Annotated in this window: 18 protein-coding genes, 1 tRNA gene and 1 pseudogene; 8 read left to right on the top strand and 12 right to left on the bottom strand. The window is 63.9% G+C overall.

The window, feature by feature from the left end; all coding sequences use genetic code 11:
• Window positions 1-59 precede the first annotated feature (59 nt).
• Window positions 60-494: a metallopeptidase family protein gene (locus N181_RS10745; RefSeq protein WP_014330104.1), complete on the top strand. Its 435-nt coding sequence runs from the start codon at window positions 60-62 to the stop codon at window positions 492-494.
• 82 nt (window positions 495-576) lie between these two features.
• Here N181_RS10745 and N181_RS10740 read toward each other — a convergent pair whose 3' ends face one another.
• From N181_RS10740 to N181_RS10725, 4 genes are all read right to left on the bottom strand, one after another.
• On the bottom strand, window positions 577-765 hold the full coding sequence (locus tag N181_RS10740) for a Trm112 family protein (RefSeq protein WP_014330105.1): 189 nt from the start codon (window positions 763-765) through the stop codon (window positions 577-579).
• A gap of 10 nt (window positions 766-775) precedes the next feature.
• Window positions 776-1456, bottom strand: coding sequence for an LON peptidase substrate-binding domain-containing protein (locus N181_RS10735; RefSeq protein ID WP_060563372.1), 681 nt, complete (start codon window positions 1454-1456; stop codon window positions 776-778).
• Window positions 1457-1601: 145 nt separating this feature from the next.
• Window positions 1602-2579: a thioredoxin gene (gene trxA, locus N181_RS10730; protein ID WP_014330107.1), complete on the bottom strand. Its 978-nt coding sequence runs from the start codon at window positions 2577-2579 to the stop codon at window positions 1602-1604.
• Window positions 2580-2638: 59 nt separating this feature from the next.
• Window positions 2639-3148, bottom strand: coding sequence for a prolyl-tRNA synthetase associated domain-containing protein (locus N181_RS10725; RefSeq protein ID WP_014330108.1), 510 nt, complete (start codon window positions 3146-3148; stop codon window positions 2639-2641).
• Between the two features lie 245 nt (window positions 3149-3393).
• Here N181_RS10725 and N181_RS10720 point away from each other — a divergent pair.
• Window positions 3394-3468, top strand: a tRNA-Gly gene (locus tag N181_RS10720).
• Window positions 3469-3705: 237 nt separating this feature from the next.
• On the opposite strand, the gene N181_RS10710 is transcribed toward N181_RS10720, so the two are convergent.
• Complete coding sequence (locus N181_RS10710) at window positions 3706-4227, bottom strand: hypothetical protein (RefSeq protein ID WP_014330109.1); 522 nt, start codon at window positions 4225-4227, stop codon at window positions 3706-3708.
• Between the two features lie 214 nt (window positions 4228-4441).
• Between N181_RS10710 and N181_RS34015 the strand changes: the two genes are divergently transcribed.
• On the top strand, window positions 4442-4603 hold the full coding sequence (locus tag N181_RS34015) for a hypothetical protein (protein WP_014330110.1): 162 nt from the start codon (window positions 4442-4444) through the stop codon (window positions 4601-4603).
• Between the two features lie 15 nt (window positions 4604-4618).
• On the opposite strand, the gene N181_RS10705 is transcribed toward N181_RS34015, so the two are convergent.
• Window positions 4619-5926: an amidase gene (locus tag N181_RS10705; RefSeq protein ID WP_014330111.1), complete on the bottom strand. Its 1308-nt coding sequence runs from the start codon at window positions 5924-5926 to the stop codon at window positions 4619-4621.
• Window positions 5927-6203: 277 nt separating this feature from the next.
• On the opposite strand from N181_RS10705, the gene N181_RS10700 reads away from it, so the two are divergent.
• The 4 genes from N181_RS10700 to ppa all read left to right on the top strand — a co-directional run bounded on the left by N181_RS10700 (window position 6204) and on the right by ppa (window position 11165).
• On the top strand, window positions 6204-7763 hold the full coding sequence (locus N181_RS10700; RefSeq protein WP_037393834.1) for an alkaline phosphatase D family protein: 1560 nt from the start codon (window positions 6204-6206) through the stop codon (window positions 7761-7763).
• Window positions 7764-7897: 134 nt separating this feature from the next.
• Window positions 7898-9724, top strand: a complete 1827-nt coding sequence (gene typA, locus N181_RS10695; protein WP_014330113.1) for a translational GTPase TypA — start codon at window positions 7898-7900, stop codon at window positions 9722-9724.
• A gap of 203 nt (window positions 9725-9927) precedes the next feature.
• Complete coding sequence (locus tag N181_RS10690; RefSeq protein WP_014330114.1) at window positions 9928-10434, top strand: GNAT family N-acetyltransferase; 507 nt, start codon at window positions 9928-9930, stop codon at window positions 10432-10434.
• Between the two features lie 197 nt (window positions 10435-10631).
• Window positions 10632-11165: an inorganic diphosphatase gene (gene ppa / locus N181_RS10685; RefSeq protein ID WP_014330115.1), complete on the top strand. Its 534-nt coding sequence runs from the start codon at window positions 10632-10634 to the stop codon at window positions 11163-11165.
• Between the two features lie 4 nt (window positions 11166-11169).
• On the opposite strand, the gene N181_RS10680 is transcribed toward ppa, so the two are convergent.
• Both N181_RS10680 and N181_RS10675 read right to left on the bottom strand, forming a co-directional pair.
• Window positions 11170-11484 (bottom strand): DUF167 family protein, encoded by a 315-nt coding sequence (locus N181_RS10680; protein ID WP_037393837.1) that lies wholly within the window; start codon window positions 11482-11484, stop codon window positions 11170-11172.
• 4 nt (window positions 11485-11488) lie between these two features.
• Window positions 11489-11782, bottom strand: a complete 294-nt coding sequence (locus N181_RS10675; RefSeq protein ID WP_012709685.1) for a YggT family protein — start codon at window positions 11780-11782, stop codon at window positions 11489-11491.
• 128 nt (window positions 11783-11910) lie between these two features.
• On the opposite strand from N181_RS10675, the gene N181_RS10670 reads away from it, so the two are divergent.
• A complete protein-coding gene (locus N181_RS10670; protein ID WP_060563370.1) occupies window positions 11911-13152 on the top strand; it encodes an MFS transporter in 1242 nt (413 codons plus the stop codon).
• A gap of 150 nt (window positions 13153-13302) precedes the next feature.
• Here the strand turns inward: N181_RS10670 and N181_RS10665 are convergent, their stop codons facing one another.
• From N181_RS10665 to N181_RS10650, 4 genes and pseudogenes are all read right to left on the bottom strand, one after another.
• A complete protein-coding gene (locus N181_RS10665) occupies window positions 13303-14022 on the bottom strand; it encodes a glutamine amidotransferase (RefSeq protein ID WP_014330118.1) in 720 nt (239 codons plus the stop codon).
• A gap of 2 nt (window positions 14023-14024) precedes the next feature.
• Window positions 14025-14510: a tellurite resistance TerB family protein gene (locus tag N181_RS10660; protein WP_014330119.1), complete on the bottom strand. Its 486-nt coding sequence runs from the start codon at window positions 14508-14510 to the stop codon at window positions 14025-14027.
• Between the two features lie 32 nt (window positions 14511-14542).
• A pseudogene (locus N181_RS10655) lies at window positions 14543-16167 on the bottom strand (heme biosynthesis HemY N-terminal domain-containing protein).
• Window positions 16168-16185: 18 nt separating this feature from the next.
• Entirely contained in the window at window positions 16186-17481 is a 1296-nt protein-coding gene (locus N181_RS10650; RefSeq protein WP_014330121.1) for a COG4223 family protein, read from the bottom strand.
• Between the last annotated feature and the right edge of the window lie 70 nt (window positions 17482-17551).

Here is a 17551-nt window from a genome sequence, read left to right as displayed (position 1 = left end):
AATTTCAACACTCGAAAAACAAACGCGAAATCGCTATATGAGGGCAACAAGGAGTGCCTATGGCCCGCATTGACCAGACCGAGGATTGGCGGGAACGCCACGCACCGACGCTTACCACATTCGAACAGCTTGCGTTTGAAGCCTTTAGCCACCTGCCGCAAGAATTCCGCAAGCTGACGACGGACCTCATCATCGAAGTTGCCGATTTTCCAAGCGACGACGTCTTCGAAGACATGGCGCTCGAGACGCCTTTCGACCTGCTCGGCCTGTTCGAAGGCCGCGGCATCGGCGAACGCTTCACCATGGAGACCGGCCAGTTCCCCAACCGGATCACCCTCTACCGCCGCCCGATCCTCGACTACTGGGCGGAAAACGAGGAGACCCTGGGCGACATCATCACCCATGTGCTGATCCACGAGATCGGCCACCATTTCGGCCTTTCCGACGACGACATGGAACGGATCGAGGCCAGCGTCGAGCACGTCGGCGGCTAAGCAAGGATTTGCCCCTCATCCGGCCTGCCGGCCCCCTTCTCCCCGCAAGCGGGGACGGGTCAGGGTGAGGCAAAATTGCGTGCTAATCCTCGATCTTGCGCGCCTCCGAGACCAGCATGATCGGCACGCCGTCGCGGATCGGATAGGCAAGGCGCGCCCTTTCCGAGACCAGTTCGTGGGCCTCGGCATCGTAGCGCAGCCGACCCTTCGTCAGCGGGCAGACGAGCAGTTCGAGGAGTTTCGGGTCGACCCGGCTGGCATTCGCGTCCATGGCTTCGCCTTCACTGCAGAATGTTGTCGAGATCGCCGAAACTGCGGGCGAGCACGATCTCGGTGATCGCGATCAGCGTTTCGGCACGCGTCCTGAGATCGGGCGCCTCGAGGAGCGCCTGCTTCTCCGCCGGCCCGTAGGGCGACATCATCGCCATCGAATTGACGAGCGTGCGATTGCTTGCCCGTTCGACGCTTTCCCAGTCCGCTTCCAGCTTGTTGGCGTCGAGATAGGCGCGGAAGGCGGCGAGCAGCGCCTCGCGGTCGACGAGGGCTTCGTCGTCCGGGCCCTCGAGATCGGCTGCGAAGGGGCCGATGCGGAAACGGCGATAGCCGCGCACCCCGGAAATTTCGGCAAAGAGCCTGTAGCGGCAGACGCCGGTGAGCGAGGTGATATAGCGGCCGTCGCCGGTCTCGGCGAAGGAGGTGATGCGACCGATGCAGCCGACCTGGCATAGCGCCGGCACCGGCGCGGAATCGATATCGCTGCGTCCCTCGGCGAAGGAAGGTTGAACGATGCCGATCAGCCGATCGCCGGAGAGCGCGTCGTCGAACATCGCGAGGTAGCGCGGCTCGAAGATATTGAGCGGAAGTTGTGCACCGGGAAGCAGCAGCGCGCCCGTCAGCGGGAAGACCGGAAGTATCCCCGGCAAATCCTTCGCACTGAGATAACGCGCATTTCCGACATGCATTTCCGATTGCCCCTGCAGATCGCGGCGTTCCCGCCGCATGAAGGCCGGCCGCACGCTCAAGAGATGGTGCATCCCTCGAAAATCTCAAGGAGAAAGCTGCGATCGGAGACGCAAAAAGCGGTTCCGCTTGCCTGCCGCCAACCGGTCAGGAGAAGAGAAGTGCGGAAAGCTTGCGCCGGGCGGCAATCGTCGCCGGATCCTTCGGCCCCCAGACCTCGAAGAACGACAGGAGTTCGCGTCGCGCCGCGTCGTCCTCGAAGCTGCGGTCGCGCTTCATGATCAGCAACAGATGGTCGGCGGCGCCGGTCCTGTCGCCTTCGACATTGCGGATCTTGGCAAGCTTCAGCCGCGCCGCGTGATCGTCGGGGTTGAGCGCCAGCTGATGCTCCAGCTGCACCGGATCGCCGAGCTTGCGTGCCTCTTCGATCTGGTCGAGCTTCTTGGAAACGGCGCCGATGGCCGCAGCCTTGCCGAGCTCTTCCGGCAGTTGCGACAGAGCCTGGCGCGCCTCGGCAAGCTGGCCGAGCGCGATCATGCATTCGACCATGCCGGCAACCGCCTCGGCATTTTCCGGCTCCGCCTGCAGCACGGCACCGTAGAGGCCCGCGGCATTCTGAGCATCGCCGGCTTCGAAGAGCGCCTTGGCGTCGGCAAGCACGGCCTCGACCTCGGCCTTGGCATCGTCGACGGCCGGGCCGGCAATCCGGTCGATGAACTGCTTGATCTGGCTCTCGGGGATGGCGCCCATGAAGCCGTCGACCGGACGCCCGCCGACGAAGGCGATGACCGCCGGGATCGACTGGATGCCGAGCTGGCCGGCGATCGAGGGATGATCGTCGATATTCATCTTGACGAGCCTGACGCGGCCGGCGGCCTCCTTGACCACCTTCTCGATGACAGGCGTCAGCTGTTTGCACGGGCCGCACCAGGGCGCCCAGAAATCGACCAGCACCGGCTGCTGGCGCGAGGCCTCGAGCACGTCGCGCGCGAAGGTGGCGGTCGTCGTCTCCTTGATCAGGTCGCCGGCGGCGGCGGCATCCGGTGCCGGCTGCCCGCCGAACGAGGCCGAGGCCGTCATCTGGTTGCCGAAGGAACCTGCATAGGGATTATCGCTACCGCCCATTCTTCTCTCCTCGCGGGCTTGTCGCCCGACTTGATGCTTTCCGCGCCAAAGATCGTATGTCAGGCCGTCACTTTCAAGACAAGCGGCTCGTGTCCGGTCGCCTCCATGAAACGCAGCATATCCTTGGCGGCGATCGAGGTGGTCTGGTCGTTCGACAGCGGATGGCAGTTGATCGTGTCGAATTCCATCAGCCCCTCGTCGAGAATGAACTTCACCTTGCCCGAGGTGTCGTTGATCGCGCCGAAAGCGGTCACGGCGCCGGGGATCACGCCCAGATATTCCATCAGCTTCTCCGGTTTGCCGAAGGAGACCTTGCTTGCCGCGCCGATGGTCTGATGAATGATCTTCAGGTCCACCGTCGCATGCTCCTCGACGGTCAGGAGGAAATAATTGTCCTTTTTGTCCTTCAGGAACAGGTTTTTTGTATGTCCGCCAGGAATTTCGTCGCGCAGCGCCACCGATTCGGCGACGGTGAACACCGGCTGATGCCGCTTCGTCTGGTGTTCGATACCGAGCTCGTCGAGAAAGCGGAACAGATCTTCCGCGGTCTTCGGCTGTGCCTCGCTCATGCGTCTTGTCCTTCTGCCGTCTGGGGTGTCAGCTTGCTTTACGAGGAAGGACCGGCTTGCGCAATCTCAGGGGCGGCGGCCAACGACCGGGATCGCGGCGTTTTGGGATTAGCCCGAAAAAATTCTTGCCTTCCGCATCATTTCCCTGTTGCATTTGAAAAATCGTTAGGCCATATAGCGCCGGTCGCCGCAAGACGGGGCGACAACCCACGGTCCACAGATTACCCCGGGCCTGGGTCTGATGAGCGGGTGTAGCTCAGGGGTAGAGCACAACCTTGCCAAGGTTGGGGTCGAGCGTTCGAATCGCTTCACCCGCTCCATTCTTCCAAGACCTTCGAAGCCTCGGTTTTCCGGGGCTTTTGTGTTTTCCGGTTCTGTTGAAATGCGGAGCGGCAGGTTTGACTCCGAAGGATCGAGCGGCCGAAGGTTTGTATGTCCGCGAGCGACGCAGCGGCATCCAGCGCCTTGTCCGGCGCTCCCGGCGAAGTCTTCGCCAGGGCCATGGCATCAAAGTCCAAGTCAACAAGTCGCGCCGATGTCCGAAGGCATCGGTCGGCTCAGCGCTGTGCGTTGATGCGCAGCCATCCCTCCAGGGCGGCAATCACCGACAACCGGAGGCTGGCGCCACGGGCCAGCGCGCCGGCAAGCGCGCGGTCCTCGGCCGCAAATCCCATCTCGTGCATCACATCCTGAGGCGTCAGTCGGCGCTGGGCCATGATCACCTCGATCTCGGCGATGGTGGAAGGGAGCAGGTAGCGGCCGCTCGCGATCGGCGTTTCGGCCTGCCTTGGACTGGAAGGCGACGGGGCCAGGGAGGGTGAAGAGGCGAGCGTCGGGCTGGACCGCCTTGCGCCCCTCGCAGCAAGCCAACTCAGGAAGGCGTCGCGCTCGGCATCCGTGGCTTTCGCCCAGGAGTTCTTGAGCTTATCGAGGCGGCTGCGCTCCGGCTTGATGCCGGCGGCGGCGCAGGCTTTGCGCGCCGAGGCGATCTCACCGGCGAGTAAGGCGCGGTAGATATCCGGAAACTCGGTCCTCAGCCGCTGCAGCTGGACGTCATCGCGCCGCGTCTTCTTCGACATCATCAACCTCTCGACTTCCGTGGTCCTCTATCCTGCGTGAACCGCGAGGGCGAGAAAAAATATGAGCGCCAACCACGCCCTTTGAATGGCCCGGCTGCCGCGATTGCAAGAGACCCCGTGGGTGGCGGGCTCGCGCATGTCAGCTCGGCACAAGCCGGCCTTCCTATCATCACGCCAACAGCCGGAATGTAACGTGGCGAAGGAAGGACGATGAATGTCTGACACTGTTGAGCACCATAGCGACCCGCAGGAGGCGCGGCTGGGCCTCTACCTGATGGACAATGACGGCGACGAACTCACCGATCTTCTGGTCGCCGCCCTCGAAGATGCCTTTCGGATCCTCGGCGAGGATTGGGCGTCGCAAACGATGCATTGACGCCGGCGGTGGACGCTAACCGTTCTGCAACAGACACTCGACGGAAGCGGCCACCCGCAACAGCGCCCTGTCGGCGCCGTTCCGTCCCATCAGCATCAAGCCTGCCGGCAAGGCGGTCCCGGGCATCGGCAGGGTGATTGCCGTCAGGTCGAACTGGTTGGCAACCTCAGTGTTGCGCAACAGCAGGTCTTCGACACGACGATACTGCTGTTTGTCCTGTTCCACGGAGGCAATGCGAACGGCGGGAATCGGTGTTGTCGGCAGGAGGACGAGGTCGAAGCGCGCCAGGCGCTCGTCCATGGCGCGGGCAAGCGCCCGCCGGGTCTGCAGCAGGGTTTCGAGCGCGGCGTCGGGGACGGCGAGGCGGCGGCGGAGCGGGGATTTGACGCGGGGGTCGACCGGCGCCGTGTCGTCCACCAGCCAGTCCGCATGGATGCGGCTTGCTTCGAGACTGGCGAGGGAGCCGATTGCGGTTGCTTCGGCAAAGCGCGCGAGAAGATCGTCAATCTCAAATTCGGCGAGGCTTGCGCCGGCACGCGACAGCCTTTGCAGGCTTGCCTCAAAGGCTTTGGCGATGTCCGGGGCGAGCTCTTTGAGCAGAATGCCTTTCGGAATGCCGAGCGTCAGGCCGCCGACCGGCAGCGGCGTCAGCGGCTCCGGCGTCTCACCGGCCATGATCGCATCGGCCGCCGCGCAATCGGCGACGCTGAGGGCAAGCGGGCCGATCGAATCGAGGCTGGGTGAGAGGGGGAAGGCGCCGTCGAGCGGCACGCGGCGGGCGGTCGGCTTGAAGCCGACGAGGCCATGCAGCGCGGCCGGGATCCGCACCGAGCCGCCGGTATCGGAGCCGATGGCGATCTCGCTGGTGCCTTCCGCCACCGAGACTCCCGCCCCCGAGGAGGAACCGCCAGGAACGAGCATCGGATCGACAGCGTTGCCGGGCACCGGGTAATGCGGATTGAGGCCGACGGCGGTGAAGGCAAATTCCGTCATGTGGGTCTTGCCGATGATGACGGCGCCGGCGGCGCGCAAGCGCCGCACGACCGTGGCATCGGCCGACGCCGGCGGCGCCGTGCGGCGGAGGATCGAGCCGGCAAGGGTCGGCTCTCCGGCGACGTCGAACAGGTCCTTGATCGAGACGATGAGGCCGTCGAGCGGGCCGAGACTCTTTCCTTCCTGCCGCCTGCGGTCGGCCGCTGCCGCTTCGGCGCGGGCGGATTCGGCATAGAGCTTCATGAAGACGCGCTCGTCGCCGCGCCGCCGCTCCAGGCGCGCGAGAATGGTTTCGAGCCGGTCGCGAGAGGGAGTGTTCGATCGGACCAAGGCGAAGGACCTCGTTAACTGCGGCGGTCGGCATTTCTATAGGACCGCACGATTGATACAGATAGGGCTGACTTCCTCGAAATCAGCGCGCACCGAGCGCATTTGTCCTCGTCCGGCTCGCGGGCCGGGGATGACGTTGCTCGCTGCACAGCGTTTCACAGAACTGTCGCCAATCCGTTCAAATAGTTTCATCCGATTGTAACGCCGCTGACATGCGGTTCGCCAAAGGTCCGCTCGCGAGAACGATGATTCGCGAAGCCGGCACCGGAGGCGGAATTTGGCTGACATTCGAAGCACGCTCACCAGGCGTTCCTTCCTCTTCTCCGCCGGCGGCGCCGGTCTCATGGCTTCTTCCGGCCTTGCGACACCTTTCTATGCGCGCGGCTACGGTCGGCCGGAATTCCTGCACGGGGTGCAGTCCGGCGATGTCGATCCGCAATCGGGGATGATCTGGACGCGCGTGGATCGTCCGGCCCGCGTTGCGGTCGAATATTCGACCACCGAGAGTTTCTCGAACGCCGTCCGGCTTGCCGACATCGACGTGACGCCGCAGACCGATTGCGCGGTCAAATGCAGCCTCGACAACCTGCTGCCGGACCAGGACATCTTCTACCGCTTCACCGCGACCGATCTTTACGACGCCAATCGCGTCTCGGAGCCGATCGTCGGGCGTTTTCGCACCGCGCCCTTGCGCCGCCGGTCGGTGCGCTTCGTCTGGTCCGGCGACACGGCCGGCCAGGGCTGGGGCATCGACGAGGTCGGCATGAAAACCTATTCGACCATGCGCCAGCACGAGCCGGACTTCTTCATTCACTCCGGCGACACGATCTATGCCGACAATCCGATCCCCGACGAGATCAAGCTTCGTGACGGCGGCATGTGGAAGAACTGGATCGTGACGCCGGAAAAGCGCGACGTCGCCCGCACGCTCGAGGAATATCGCGGCCAGTGGAAATACAATCTCCTCGATGAGCATGTGCGGGGCTTGAACGCCGTCTGCCCGACCTTCTATCAATGGGACGATCATGAAGTCTTGAACAACTGGTCGGCCTCCACCGACCTTCGCGACGATTCGCGCTATCCGGAGAAGGACGTGGCGGTCTACGCATCCCGTGCGGCGCGTGCCTTCCACGAGATGACGCCGATCCGCACGCTGCCGACCCAGCCGGGGCGGATCTTCCGCAAGATCGCCTATGGACCGCTGCTCGACGTGTTCTTCGTCGACCTGCGTTCCTATCGCGGCCCGAACCAGGGCGGCGAGGCCGGGCTCTTCGGCTGGCGGCAGGCGGACTGGCTGAAACGCGAACTCGCCGCCTCGCGCGCCACCTGGAAGGTGATCGCCTGCGACATGCCGGTCGGCCTCGTCGTCTGGGACGATTATTCGAAGAAGCGCGGAGCGGACGCGATCGCCAATGGCGACAATGGCGCTCCACAGGGCCGCGAGACGGAATTTGCCGATCTCCTGCGCTTCATCCGCGACAATGCGATCGACAACATCGTCTGGCTGACGGCGGACGTGCACTATACGGCCGCGCATCACTACGACCCGTCGCGCGCCGCCTTCAAGGATTTCCTGCCCTTCTGGGAATTCGTCTCCGGTCCGCTGCATTCCGGGACCTATGGCCCGAAGGAACTCGATATGACCTTCGGCCCGGAGGTGCGTTTCATCAAGGCGTCGGGCGGCGGCATCGACAGCAACCTGCCGCCCTCGGCGGGGCTGCAATTCTTCGGTATCGTCGATATCAGCGGCCAGACGCGGCAGATGACCGTGCGGCTCATGGACCGGCAGGACAAGGAGCTTTGGCGGGTGACGCTCGATCCGGCAGCGGTCGTTTGAGATCGCAGCGTCCCATGCAGCCCTGCTGTGCACGCCGGCCCCCTTTCGCAATCGCAAAAAAACCTGTATGAGCGCGGCAACTGAAAAGCGGTACCCGCCCTGTCGCGCGTGCCCAGAGCTTTCCGAGACAAAAAATGAGCATTCGTAACATCGCGATCATCGCGCACGTCGACCATGGGAAGACCACGCTCGTTGACGAACTTCTGAAGCAGTCGGGCTCGTTCCGCGAAAACCAGCGCGTTGCCGAACGCGTCATGGATTCCAACGATCTGGAAAAGGAACGCGGCATCACCATTCTCGCCAAGGCGACCTCGGTCGAGTGGAAGGGGACGCGCATCAATATCGTCGACACCCCCGGCCACGCCGATTTCGGCGGCGAGGTCGAACGCATCCTGTCGATGGTGGACGGCGCGATCGTGCTGGTCGATGCCTCCGAGGGCCCGATGCCGCAGACCAAGTTCGTGGTCGGCAAGGCGCTGAAGGTCGGCCTGAGGCCGATCGTCGCGATCAACAAGATCGATCGGCCGGACGGCCGCCACGAGGAGGTCATCAACGAAGTCTTCGACCTCTTTGCCGCGCTGGACGCGACCGACGAGCAGCTCGACTTCCCGATCCTCTACGGTTCGGGTCGTGACGGCTGGATGAACGTCAATCCCGAAGGTCCGAAGGACCAGGGAATGGGACCGCTGCTCGATCTGGTTCTGAACCACGTTCCCGAGCCGACGGTGGCCGAGGGTCCGTTCCGGATGATCGGTACGATCCTTGAGGCAAATCCCTTCCTCGGTCGCATCATCACCGGCCGCATCCACTCCGGTTCCGTCAAGCCGAACCAGGCCGTGAAGGTACTGGGGCAGGATGGCAAACTGCTGGAATCCGGCCGCATTTCGAAGATCCTTGCCTTCCGCGGCATCGAGCGTCAGCCGATCGAGGAGGCCCATGCCGGCGACATCGTCGCAATCGCCGGGCTCACCAAGGGCACCGTCGCCGACACCTTCTGTGATCCTTCGGTGGCCGAGGCACTGACAGCCCAGCCGATCGATCCGCCGACCGTCACCATGTCCTTCATCGTCAACGATTCGCCGCTTGCCGGCACCGAGGGCGACAAGGTGACCTCGCGCGTCATCCGTGACCGCCTGTTCAAGGAAGCCGAAGGCAACGTTGCGCTGAAGATCGAGGAATCGTCCGAGAAGGACTCCTTCTTCGTCTCCGGTCGCGGTGAATTGCAGCTCGCCGTCCTGATCGAAACGATGCGCCGCGAGGGCTTCGAGCTTGCCGTTTCCCGTCCGCGCGTCGTCATGCACAAGGACGAGAACGGCCAGCTTCTGGAGCCGATCGAGGAAGTCGTCATCGACGTCGATGACGAGCATTCCGGCGTCGTCGTGCAGAAGATGTCGGAGCGCAAGGCCGAGATGGTCGAGCTGCGTCCCTCCGGCGGCAATCGCGTCCGCCTCGTCTTCTTCGCGCCGACCCGCGGCCTCATCGGCTACCAGTCGGAGCTTCTGACCGACACGCGCGGCACGGCGATCATGAACCGACTGTTCCACGACTATCAGCCCTACAAGGGCGAGATCGGCGGCCGCGTCAACGGCGTTCTGCTCTCCAACGATGCCGGCGAATCCGTGGCTTACGCCATGTTCAATCTTGAGGATCGCGGCCCGATGATCATCGAGGCGGGCGAAAAGGTCTATGCCGGGATGATCATTGGCATTCACACCCGTGACAACGACCTGGAAGTCAACGTTCTGAAGGGCAAGAAACTCACCAACATGCGTGCCGCCGGCAAGGACGAAGCCGTTCGCCTGACGCCGCCGATCAAAATGACACTCGAGCGGGCGCTCTCCTGGATCCAGGACGACGAGCTTGTAGAAGTCACGCCGAAATCGATCCGGCTCCGCAAGATGTATCTCGATCCGAATGAGCGCAAGCGCTTCGAAAAGTCCCGCACCGCCGGCGCCGCATAAATTTCGAGAAAATCGACAGATGCATGAGAACCCCGGAGCGATCCGGGGTTTTTTGCTGTGTGTGCCTTTCGCGGGCGGCTTGCGGATAAAGTTAAAAACACGTTAACCTTCGAACAGGCGCCGTTAAAGTTGCCTGTGGGTTAACGTGGCGCGGCACTCTGGCGGGATTCCGGTTCGCCGTGTCGTGTGTTTAGAGTCAGGTCATGAAGACTGTTTCGATCGAGGTCAGGCCCGGAGAGCCGCATGAGGCGGCGGCGATTGCCGATGTGCACCGCATTTCCTGGCTGCAGGCCTATGGCGGTCTCATTCCGCACCGCCCCTTGGTCCGGATGGTCAACCGACGCGACGAGACCTGGTGGAGGAAGGCGACGCGCGGGCCGGCGACCTTGCTTGTCGTCGACGTGGCGGGAACGATAGCCGGCTATGCGACGCTGGGCTTGAGCCGCGCGCGGGCGCTGCCGCAGGAAGGCGAGATCTACGAGATCTATCTTCGCCCGGAATATCAGGGCCTCGGTCTCGGGCGCATCCTGTTCGGCGAGGCGAAAAGCCTGCTGAAATCGCTCGGCTGCGAGGGAATGGTCGTCTGGTGCCTCGAAGACAGCGAGCTCGCCTATAATTTCTTCCTGTCGGCCGGTGGGCGCGACGTTGCCGAGGGCATGGAAGATTTCGGCGAAAAATACCTGAAGAAGGTTGGCCTCGTCTGGAAATAGGCGCTCCTCGCTTCGTCATTGGCAAAGGCGGGCGACAATAGACCCATTGCCTTTCTCCGGGACAAAAATCCGGTCTGCCCATATTTGGCCGTGCCGCCTGCCTACAGCATTTCGGCCCACCGGACGAAAGTCATGTTGCATCGCGGCATGTTTCCCTTTATCCGACGGGCGACTTTTCAACGGCCCTGGAGGTGCTCATGCGGATCGACGCGATTTCCATCGGAAAAAACCCACCGGAAGACGTCAATGTGATTGTGGAAGTCCCGGTCGGCGGGCATCCGATCAAGTACGAGATGGACAAGGAAGCCGGCACGCTGGTGGTCGACCGCTTCCTCTACACGCCGATGACCTATCCGGGCAATTACGGCTTCGTCCCGCACACGCTTTCCGATGACGGCGATCCGATCGACGTGCTGATCTGCAATACCCGGCCGCTGGTGCCGGGCTGCGTCATCAACGTCCGCCCGATCGGCGTGATGATGATGGAAGATAACTCCGGCCACGACGAGAAGATCATTGCGGTCCCGTCGGCTCACCTCACCCAGCGCTACGACAAGGTTCACGATTACACCGACCTGCCGGAAATCACCTTGAAGCAGATCGAGCATTTCTTCGAGCACTACAAGGATCTGGAGCCCGGCAAATGGGTGAAGATCTTCGGCTGGAAAGATGCGAGCGTCGCCAAGCAGCTGATCCGCGAAGCGGTCGAACGCGCCAAGGCGAAGAAGTAACTAGCTACTTGGCGACGAGTTCGCTGAGGCGCTTGTGAACAGCCTCCGGATCGGCGTCGATCCGGAGGATTTTTTTGCGCTGCGTATCGCCGGAAACGAGGGTTATACGGTTCCTTGCAAGGCCGAGCGCTTTGGCGAGGAGGGCGATCAAAGCCTCGTTCGCTTTGCCCTTTTCCGGCACGGCGCGCACTCTGACCTTCAGGTGCTCTTCTCCGTCCGCCGCGGTTTCGAAACCGTCGATCGCGTCACGGCCGCCGTTCGGCGTCAGCCGCACCGTCAGGCGCGCGTGGTCGCCGAAGCTGGTCAGCGCGGCGCGCACGACCTCAGCGGATCAGCGCCGGCGCGATCGTCGTGTTCAGGAAGAGCTGGATGAAATAGAGGATCACCAGGACGACCAGCGGCGAAAGATCGACGCCGCCCATGTCGGGCAGGAAACGGCGAATCGGCCGGTAGAGCGGCTCGGTCAACTGGTAGAGCGAGCGTCCGATCATGTTGATCGCCTGGTTGTTCACGTTGATCACGTTGAAGGCATAGAGCCAGGAGAAGATCGCCGACGCGATGATCAGGAACCACGCGATGTTGATGATGAAATTCAAGGTACCGATGACAGCAATCATGCCCGTCTCCAAATCTTTGTCGCCAGACATGTAGACATTGCGAACCAAACGAGCAAGTACGACGCTCACCGCCGCGCCATCATGTTTAACGATGCGGGGCCGCTATTACCTTGGAGAGTGCTTCCGCCATGCCGGCCGTCCACAATGCACATCGCTTTGCCGCTTTTCGGCATGTGGGTTATCGGCGTTATTTCTTCTCGCGCTTCCTCGCCTATTTCGCCGTGCAGATCCTGTCGGTCTCGGTCGGCTGGCAGATCTACGACCTGACGCGGGATCCTTTCGCACTCGGCCTGATCGGCCTTTTCCAGTTCCTGCCGTCGCTTGTCCTCATCCTCGTCACCGGCAGCGTGGCGGATCGCTATAACCGCCGCGTCATCATGGGGGTGTGCATGCTCGTCGGCACGCTCTGCGCCGCGGCACTGCTGATCCTCACCGTGACCGGCTTGTTCGCGCCCTGGCCGGTCTACGCCATCCTCGTCGTCTTCGGCATCGAGCGGGCCTTTCTGACGCCGGCCGCGCAATCGCTGGCGCCCAATCTGGTACCGGCCGAGGATCTGCCGAATGCGATCGCCTGGAACTCGAGCTCCTGGCAGACGGCGACGATCGTCGGGCCGGTGGTGGGCGGGCTGATCTACGGCTTCGGCCCGATGGTGCCCTATACGGTGAGCCTCTGTTTCTTCGCCGCAGCGGCACTGATGGTGCTCGCCGTGCCGAAACCTGCCCAGCGCTCGCCCGCCTCGGCGCAGAGCTGGCATACAATCACCGCCGGTTTCCGCTACATCAAGGCCGAGAAGGTCGGGGCAATCTCGCTCGACCTTTTCGCGGTGCTGCTCGGCGGCGCGGTTGCGTTGATGCCGGTCTTTGCGCGCGACATACTGGTGCTCGGCCCGTGGGGACTGGGCCTGTTGCGCGCCGCGCCGGGTGTCGGCGCCGTCGGCATGGCCGTCTGGCTCGCCGCCCACCCGATCCGCAACCGCGCAGGCCTCTACATGTTCATCGGCGTCGCGCTGTTCGGTCTCGCGACGATCGTCTTTGGCATCTCGACGACCACCTGGGTTTCGATCGCGGCGCTCGTCGTCATGGGGGCGGCGGACATGATCTCGGTCTATGTGCGCGAGAGCCTGATCGCGCTCTGGACGCCGGACGAGCTGCGCGGCCGGGTGAATGCCGTCAACGCGGTGTTTGTCGGCGCCTCCAACGAGCTCGGCGAGTTTCGCGCCGGCACGATGGCATCCGGCTTCGGCGCCGTCTTCGCCGTCGTCTTCGGCGGGCTCGGCACGCTGCTGGTATCGCTGCTCTGGGCGGCGGGTTTTCCGCAATTGCGGCGGATCGACAGACTGGATGTGCCGGAAGGGAAGCGGGCGGCGTGATTTTGGCGGGATAGAGAAGAGATTGCCCCTCATCCCGCTGCCGCGACCTTCTCCCCGTTCTGACGGGGAGAAGGGGCGATGCCGCGCCGCTCTCAGTCCCCTCTCCCCGTCAAAACGGGGAGAGGGTTAGGGTGAGGGGCATTTTCACGTTCATGCCGCTCCGCCGCGCAAGAAGATCAGTTCGAGAAAACTCTCCATCCAGGTCCGCAGCGGGTGATCGTGAACCATCCGGCCCTCGAGATGCGCCTTGCCCAGCTGGGCGCCGGGCAGCACGAAGCGGTGGGCGCCGTGCACCACCCAGCGATGCATCATCGCCCGCGTCAGTTCGCCGTGAAACTGGATGCCCCAGGCGTTCTCGCCATAGCGGAAGGCCTGGTTCGGATAGGTGTCGCCGGTCGCCAGCAGCTCGGCGCCTTTCGGAAGATCGAAGCCTTCGCGGTGGAAGTGGTAGACCATAGCCGGCCAGTCGAGCAGCGCCTTGCCGGCTTCGGTGGCCTCAAGCGGGTACCAGCCGATTTCGGTCATGCCCTCGTGGTGGGGGGCGACCTTGCCGCCGAGATTGCGGGCGAGCATCTGGGCCCCGAGGCAGATGCCGAGATATGGCTTGTTTTCGAGAAGCGGCACTGACAGCCAATCGATCTCGCGACGGACGAATTCCTCCTCGTCGTTGGCGCTCATCGGCCCGCCGAAGACGATCGTTCCCGAATGGCCCTCGAGCGTCGACGGCAACTCGTCGCCGAGCGCCGGGCGGCGGATATCGAGTGAAAAGCCCTTCTGCTCGAGAATATGGCCGACGCGACCAGCGCTCGACCGCTCCTGGTGGAGGACGATAAGGATCGGTCTCTTGGCGTCGCGGGCGTCTGGCGGCATCGTCAGCCTTCCTGTTGTGCCTCGTTCTCCTCCTCAACCATGTCGATCTTGGCGGCTGCCTCCCGTCGTTTCAAGACCCGGTCGCGTCCGGATACGCCGAGGAGATCGGCAATCCGCCAGATTGCGTGATCTTCCATTTCGCTGCGCGCGCCGTCGGCATAGACGATGTCCCACAGCATGCCGACGAGTTCGACGCGCTGCTCTTCGGAGAGGCGGCGCTTGATCTCGGCGGTGAAGCGATAGAAATCGATCGCCTCGCTCTCGGCGGTTTCGCCGGCCGCGACCAGCGCATTGAGGGCGGCATCGTCGAGCTTGTAGTGCTCCTTGATGAGCTTGCGCATCTTGCGGCGTTCCGAGCTACGGATGGCGCCATCCGCCTCCATGACCTGGAAGCAGAGCCCGATGACGGCGATGCGCGGATCGTCCTTGTCGATCCGCGCCGCCGGACCTTTCAGTTCTTCGAGAAACGTTCGAAACCGTTCAAACATGCCTTGTGCCCACAGCCCCGTGAAACCAGAATTCAGAACAGCCGGAAGCTGGCCTTGTTGCCGTCCTCAACCGCCCGGTCGCGAACACCCGGATCGTCCGGTGGCCGCCCGAAGAAGGGCGCTGCCTCTTCTTCCTCTGCGACGGTCTCCTCGCTCTTGGGCGGCGGGGCGGCGCTTTCCTTCCGCTCCGGCACGGTTATCGGAGTGGGTGTCGGGATTGGGCGTTCCGCTTCCAGCACGGGCCGGCTTTCTTCGGCTCTGGGCGTCACTGGCGCTTCCCGGACCAACACCTGCTGCTCCGGCGCGACCGGCGGCAGGCTGCGGATCGCCCGTCGACACTGACGCGACCCTCTTCGGTAGCGCCGGCAAGCGGCGAGGGTGGCTCCTTCCATTCGAAGGCATCGAGCCTGCCGCTGACCGGCGACACCGGCAGCCAGGTTGGCGAGGTGACGCCATCGGCCGTCCAGGCCGGATCGCGCGGGCTTCTGAGCGCCTGCGCCATCCAATGGCGGATGCGGCCCTCGTCGCCGGTATCGGCCTCCTCGATGTCGGCGATGAGCAGGAAGATGCTCTCGCTCGGCGCCAGCCGCGCGGCGGCTTCCGCCTTGGTTCGGGCGAGTGCCAACTCGCGCGCCTCGAGCGCTGCCTCGGCGACGGTTGCCAAGCTGACGGCATTGTTGCCGCGCAGCGTTTCGAGCCTCTTGGCGCGCTTCAGTCGGTCGACGGCGGAATCGCCGCCGCGGGCGCGGACATAGAGCCGAGCCAGTTCCGGGTGGGGATCGTGCTTCCACATCTTTTCGAGAATCGAAGCGCCCTTGCGCAGGTTGTCCTCGCGAAACAGCGCCTTGGCGGCGGCGAGGGCTGCCGGCACCAACCGATCGTCGAGCTTCAAGGCGGCGAGCGCGTCATCCCGGGCGGCTTTCGGATCGGCCTCCAGCTTGCCCGTCGCCCGGGCGGTCAGCAGCACGGCCTTCTTCCGGTTCGCTTCCTTCTTGTCGAGAACGTTGGCGGTGCGGCTCTGGTCGAGAAGACGGATCGCTTCGTCCCATTGACCCGCCTGGCTGCGCTGGTCGAGGGTCGCCAAGGTTGCCCAGGACAGGTGCGGCGCCTTTTCGGCAGCGCGTTCGGCATATTGACGGGCGGCCTCGTTGGCGCCCAGCCGCTTGGCTTCGAGATAGAGCCCGCGCAAGCCGAGCTCGCGGGTCTCCGGGTCATCCGCCATCACCTCGAATTTCTTGCGCGCGTCGTCATACTTGCCTTCGATCAGCGCCGTCTGGGCCTCGAGCAGATGGATGAGCGGTTCCTGATCGGCGCTGATGAGGCCGCGGGTCCGGGCCGCCATCTTGCGCGCCTGCACTGCGTCGCCGGCCCCGGCAGCGATCAGGCCGGTCGAGAGCGCCTGATAGCCGCGGTCGCGCTTGCGGGCGCGGAAGTAGCGCGTCACGGTGTGCGGCGACAGCCAGAGCGTGCGGATCAGCCAGACGACGATCAGGATCGCGGCGACGAGCGAAATCAGGATCGTGGCGGCGCGCATCAGGCTCATCTCGATCAGCTGGCCCTGCCAGATCAGCGACAGCTCTCCCGGTCGATCCGCAAGCCAGGCAAAGCCGAGCGCGAGCGCGAGAACGAGCAGGATGAAGAACAGTATCCGGACCATGTCGTCTTCTTCCTTTTCTTAGCCTTGCGTGCCGCTTCGCGTCATGGTCGCCGCCACGGCCGCGTCGATGGCGGTCTCGACGCGCAGGCGCCGGTCGAGCTTCGCCTTGAAATCCTGGCCGGCGGCCTTTGCCACGTCGGGAAGGCTTTCCCATTCGAGCGAAGCGCCCTTGAGGTCGCCGTTGTTGAGCTTGTCCTCGATGCGGGCGACCATCGCCTCCGGCGTGTCGCCCTCGACACTGCCGACCGGGCGGACGCGAATACCGGACATGGCGCTCGAATAGAGCCGGGCGAAGATGCCCTCATTCGGGTCGGGTTGATTAAGGGCGTCCAGCATCGCCGTGGCGGTGGCCGGAAATGCGCTGCGCAGATCCGTACGCGTCGCGACGCCGGTTTTAGCGTCCTCGGCCAGTTCCTTCACCGCCGCGTCCTCGGGGGCGATGCTGCGCAGCGCATCGAGTTCGGCGAGGAACGGTCCGCCGCGATCGATTGCGGTCTTCAATGCGGTTACGGCGACGGCCTTGGCCATTTCGATGTCGTTGACCGGCTCGTTGAGCTTCTGCTCTGCCTGGTCGATACGGCCGGCAAGCTCGGCCTTGGCCGCATCCGCCGACTGCCGGGCATCGGCGAGGTCGGTTTTCAATGCCGCAATTTCCTTGGTCAGGTTGGCGACCTCGGCCTGGAGGGCCGTGACGTCGGGTGCGTTCGCACCAGCGGGCGCTTGTGCCGCCTGTTCCAGTGCGGCAAGGCGGCCTTCCAACGGAGCGATATCGACCGCCGCTGCCGGGCCAGTCGGGCGCGATTGAAGCTCGGCCTTGATCGCCTCGATTTCGCTCGCCAGGTTCTGTTCGACCGATCCGTTGGCGCGATCCGGCCCGGGTGCCGGGACGTAGCCGGCATATTGCAGCACGCCGGCGCCGAGAAGCGCGATGAGACCGCCGAGGATGCCGGCGGCAAGTGCCCCGGCGCTCGTCGCCTTCTTAGCCTTGGGCTCGGGTGTCGCGTTGCCCAGATGTGGAGGCTCCTCGTCGAAAGCGGCGGCGGCGGCGTCGGCGCGCTCGTCTTCCGTCTCCGCTTTCTCGCCGCCGTCCTTGTCGGCCGTGTCCGGCTTGGCGCCATCCATTTCGGCGTCGCTCGCGACCGCGTCCGTGGTGTCCGGCACTGCTGTCGCTGAAATCTCCGCCGGCTCATCGGTCACCGGCTCCTGACTGGCGATCGCCTCCGCCTCTTCGGTGACGGTTCTTTCCGCCTCGAGGTCGATCGTCAGCGGTTCCTTTTCCGGTTGCGAGCGGCGCGGCCGCTTTTCCGATACCATGTTGACCTCTTTAACGTTCGTCGGGCTCTTAAAGCCAAACCTAGTCAGGGAAGCTCGACAGGGAAAGTCC

The organism is Sinorhizobium fredii USDA 205 (genome assembly GCF_001461695.1).
In the GTDB taxonomy this organism is placed as follows: Bacteria; Pseudomonadota; Alphaproteobacteria; order Rhizobiales; family Rhizobiaceae; genus Sinorhizobium; species Sinorhizobium fredii.
Note: the sequence above shows the minus strand (reverse complement) of the source record. Positions and strands in the feature narration are given on the sequence as shown.

Bases quoted from the DNA above. Each gene is read 5' to 3' on its own strand.
- N181_RS10690 (WP_014330114.1), top strand. From the start codon at position 9,928: ATGAAGACTGTTTCGATCGAGGTCAGGCCCGGAGAGCCGCATGAGGCG.
- N181_RS10660 (WP_014330119.1), bottom strand. From the start codon at position 14,510: ATGTTTGAACGGTTTCGAACGTTTCTCGAAGAACTGAAAGGTCCGGCG.
- N181_RS10675 (WP_012709685.1), bottom strand. From the start codon at position 11,782: ATGATTGCTGTCATCGGTACCTTGAATTTCATCATCAACATCGCGTGG.
- N181_RS10710 (WP_014330109.1), bottom strand. From the start codon at position 4,227: ATGTCGAAGAAGACGCGGCGCGATGACGTCCAGCTGCAGCGGCTGAGG.
- N181_RS34015 (WP_014330110.1), top strand. From the start codon at position 4,442: ATGTCTGACACTGTTGAGCACCATAGCGACCCGCAGGAGGCGCGGCTG.
- N181_RS10735 (WP_060563372.1), bottom strand. From the start codon at position 1,456: ATGCATGTCGGAAATGCGCGTTATCTCAGTGCGAAGGATTTGCCGGGG.
- N181_RS10670 (WP_060563370.1), top strand. From the start codon at position 11,911: ATGCCGGCCGTCCACAATGCACATCGCTTTGCCGCTTTTCGGCATGTG.
- ppa (WP_014330115.1), top strand. From the start codon at position 10,632: ATGCGGATCGACGCGATTTCCATCGGAAAAAACCCACCGGAAGACGTC.
- N181_RS10725 (WP_014330108.1), bottom strand. From the start codon at position 3,148: ATGAGCGAGGCACAGCCGAAGACCGCGGAAGATCTGTTCCGCTTTCTC.
- N181_RS10745 (WP_014330104.1), top strand. From the start codon at position 60: ATGGCCCGCATTGACCAGACCGAGGATTGGCGGGAACGCCACGCACCG.
- typA (WP_014330113.1), top strand. From the start codon at position 7,898: ATGAGCATTCGTAACATCGCGATCATCGCGCACGTCGACCATGGGAAG.
- trxA (WP_014330107.1), bottom strand. From the start codon at position 2,579: ATGGGCGGTAGCGATAATCCCTATGCAGGTTCCTTCGGCAACCAGATG.
- N181_RS10740 (WP_014330105.1), bottom strand. From the start codon at position 765: ATGGACGCGAATGCCAGCCGGGTCGACCCGAAACTCCTCGAACTGCTC.
- N181_RS10665 (WP_014330118.1), bottom strand. From the start codon at position 14,022: ATGCCGCCAGACGCCCGCGACGCCAAGAGACCGATCCTTATCGTCCTC.
- N181_RS10650 (WP_014330121.1), bottom strand. From the start codon at position 17,481: ATGGTATCGGAAAAGCGGCCGCGCCGCTCGCAACCGGAAAAGGAACCG.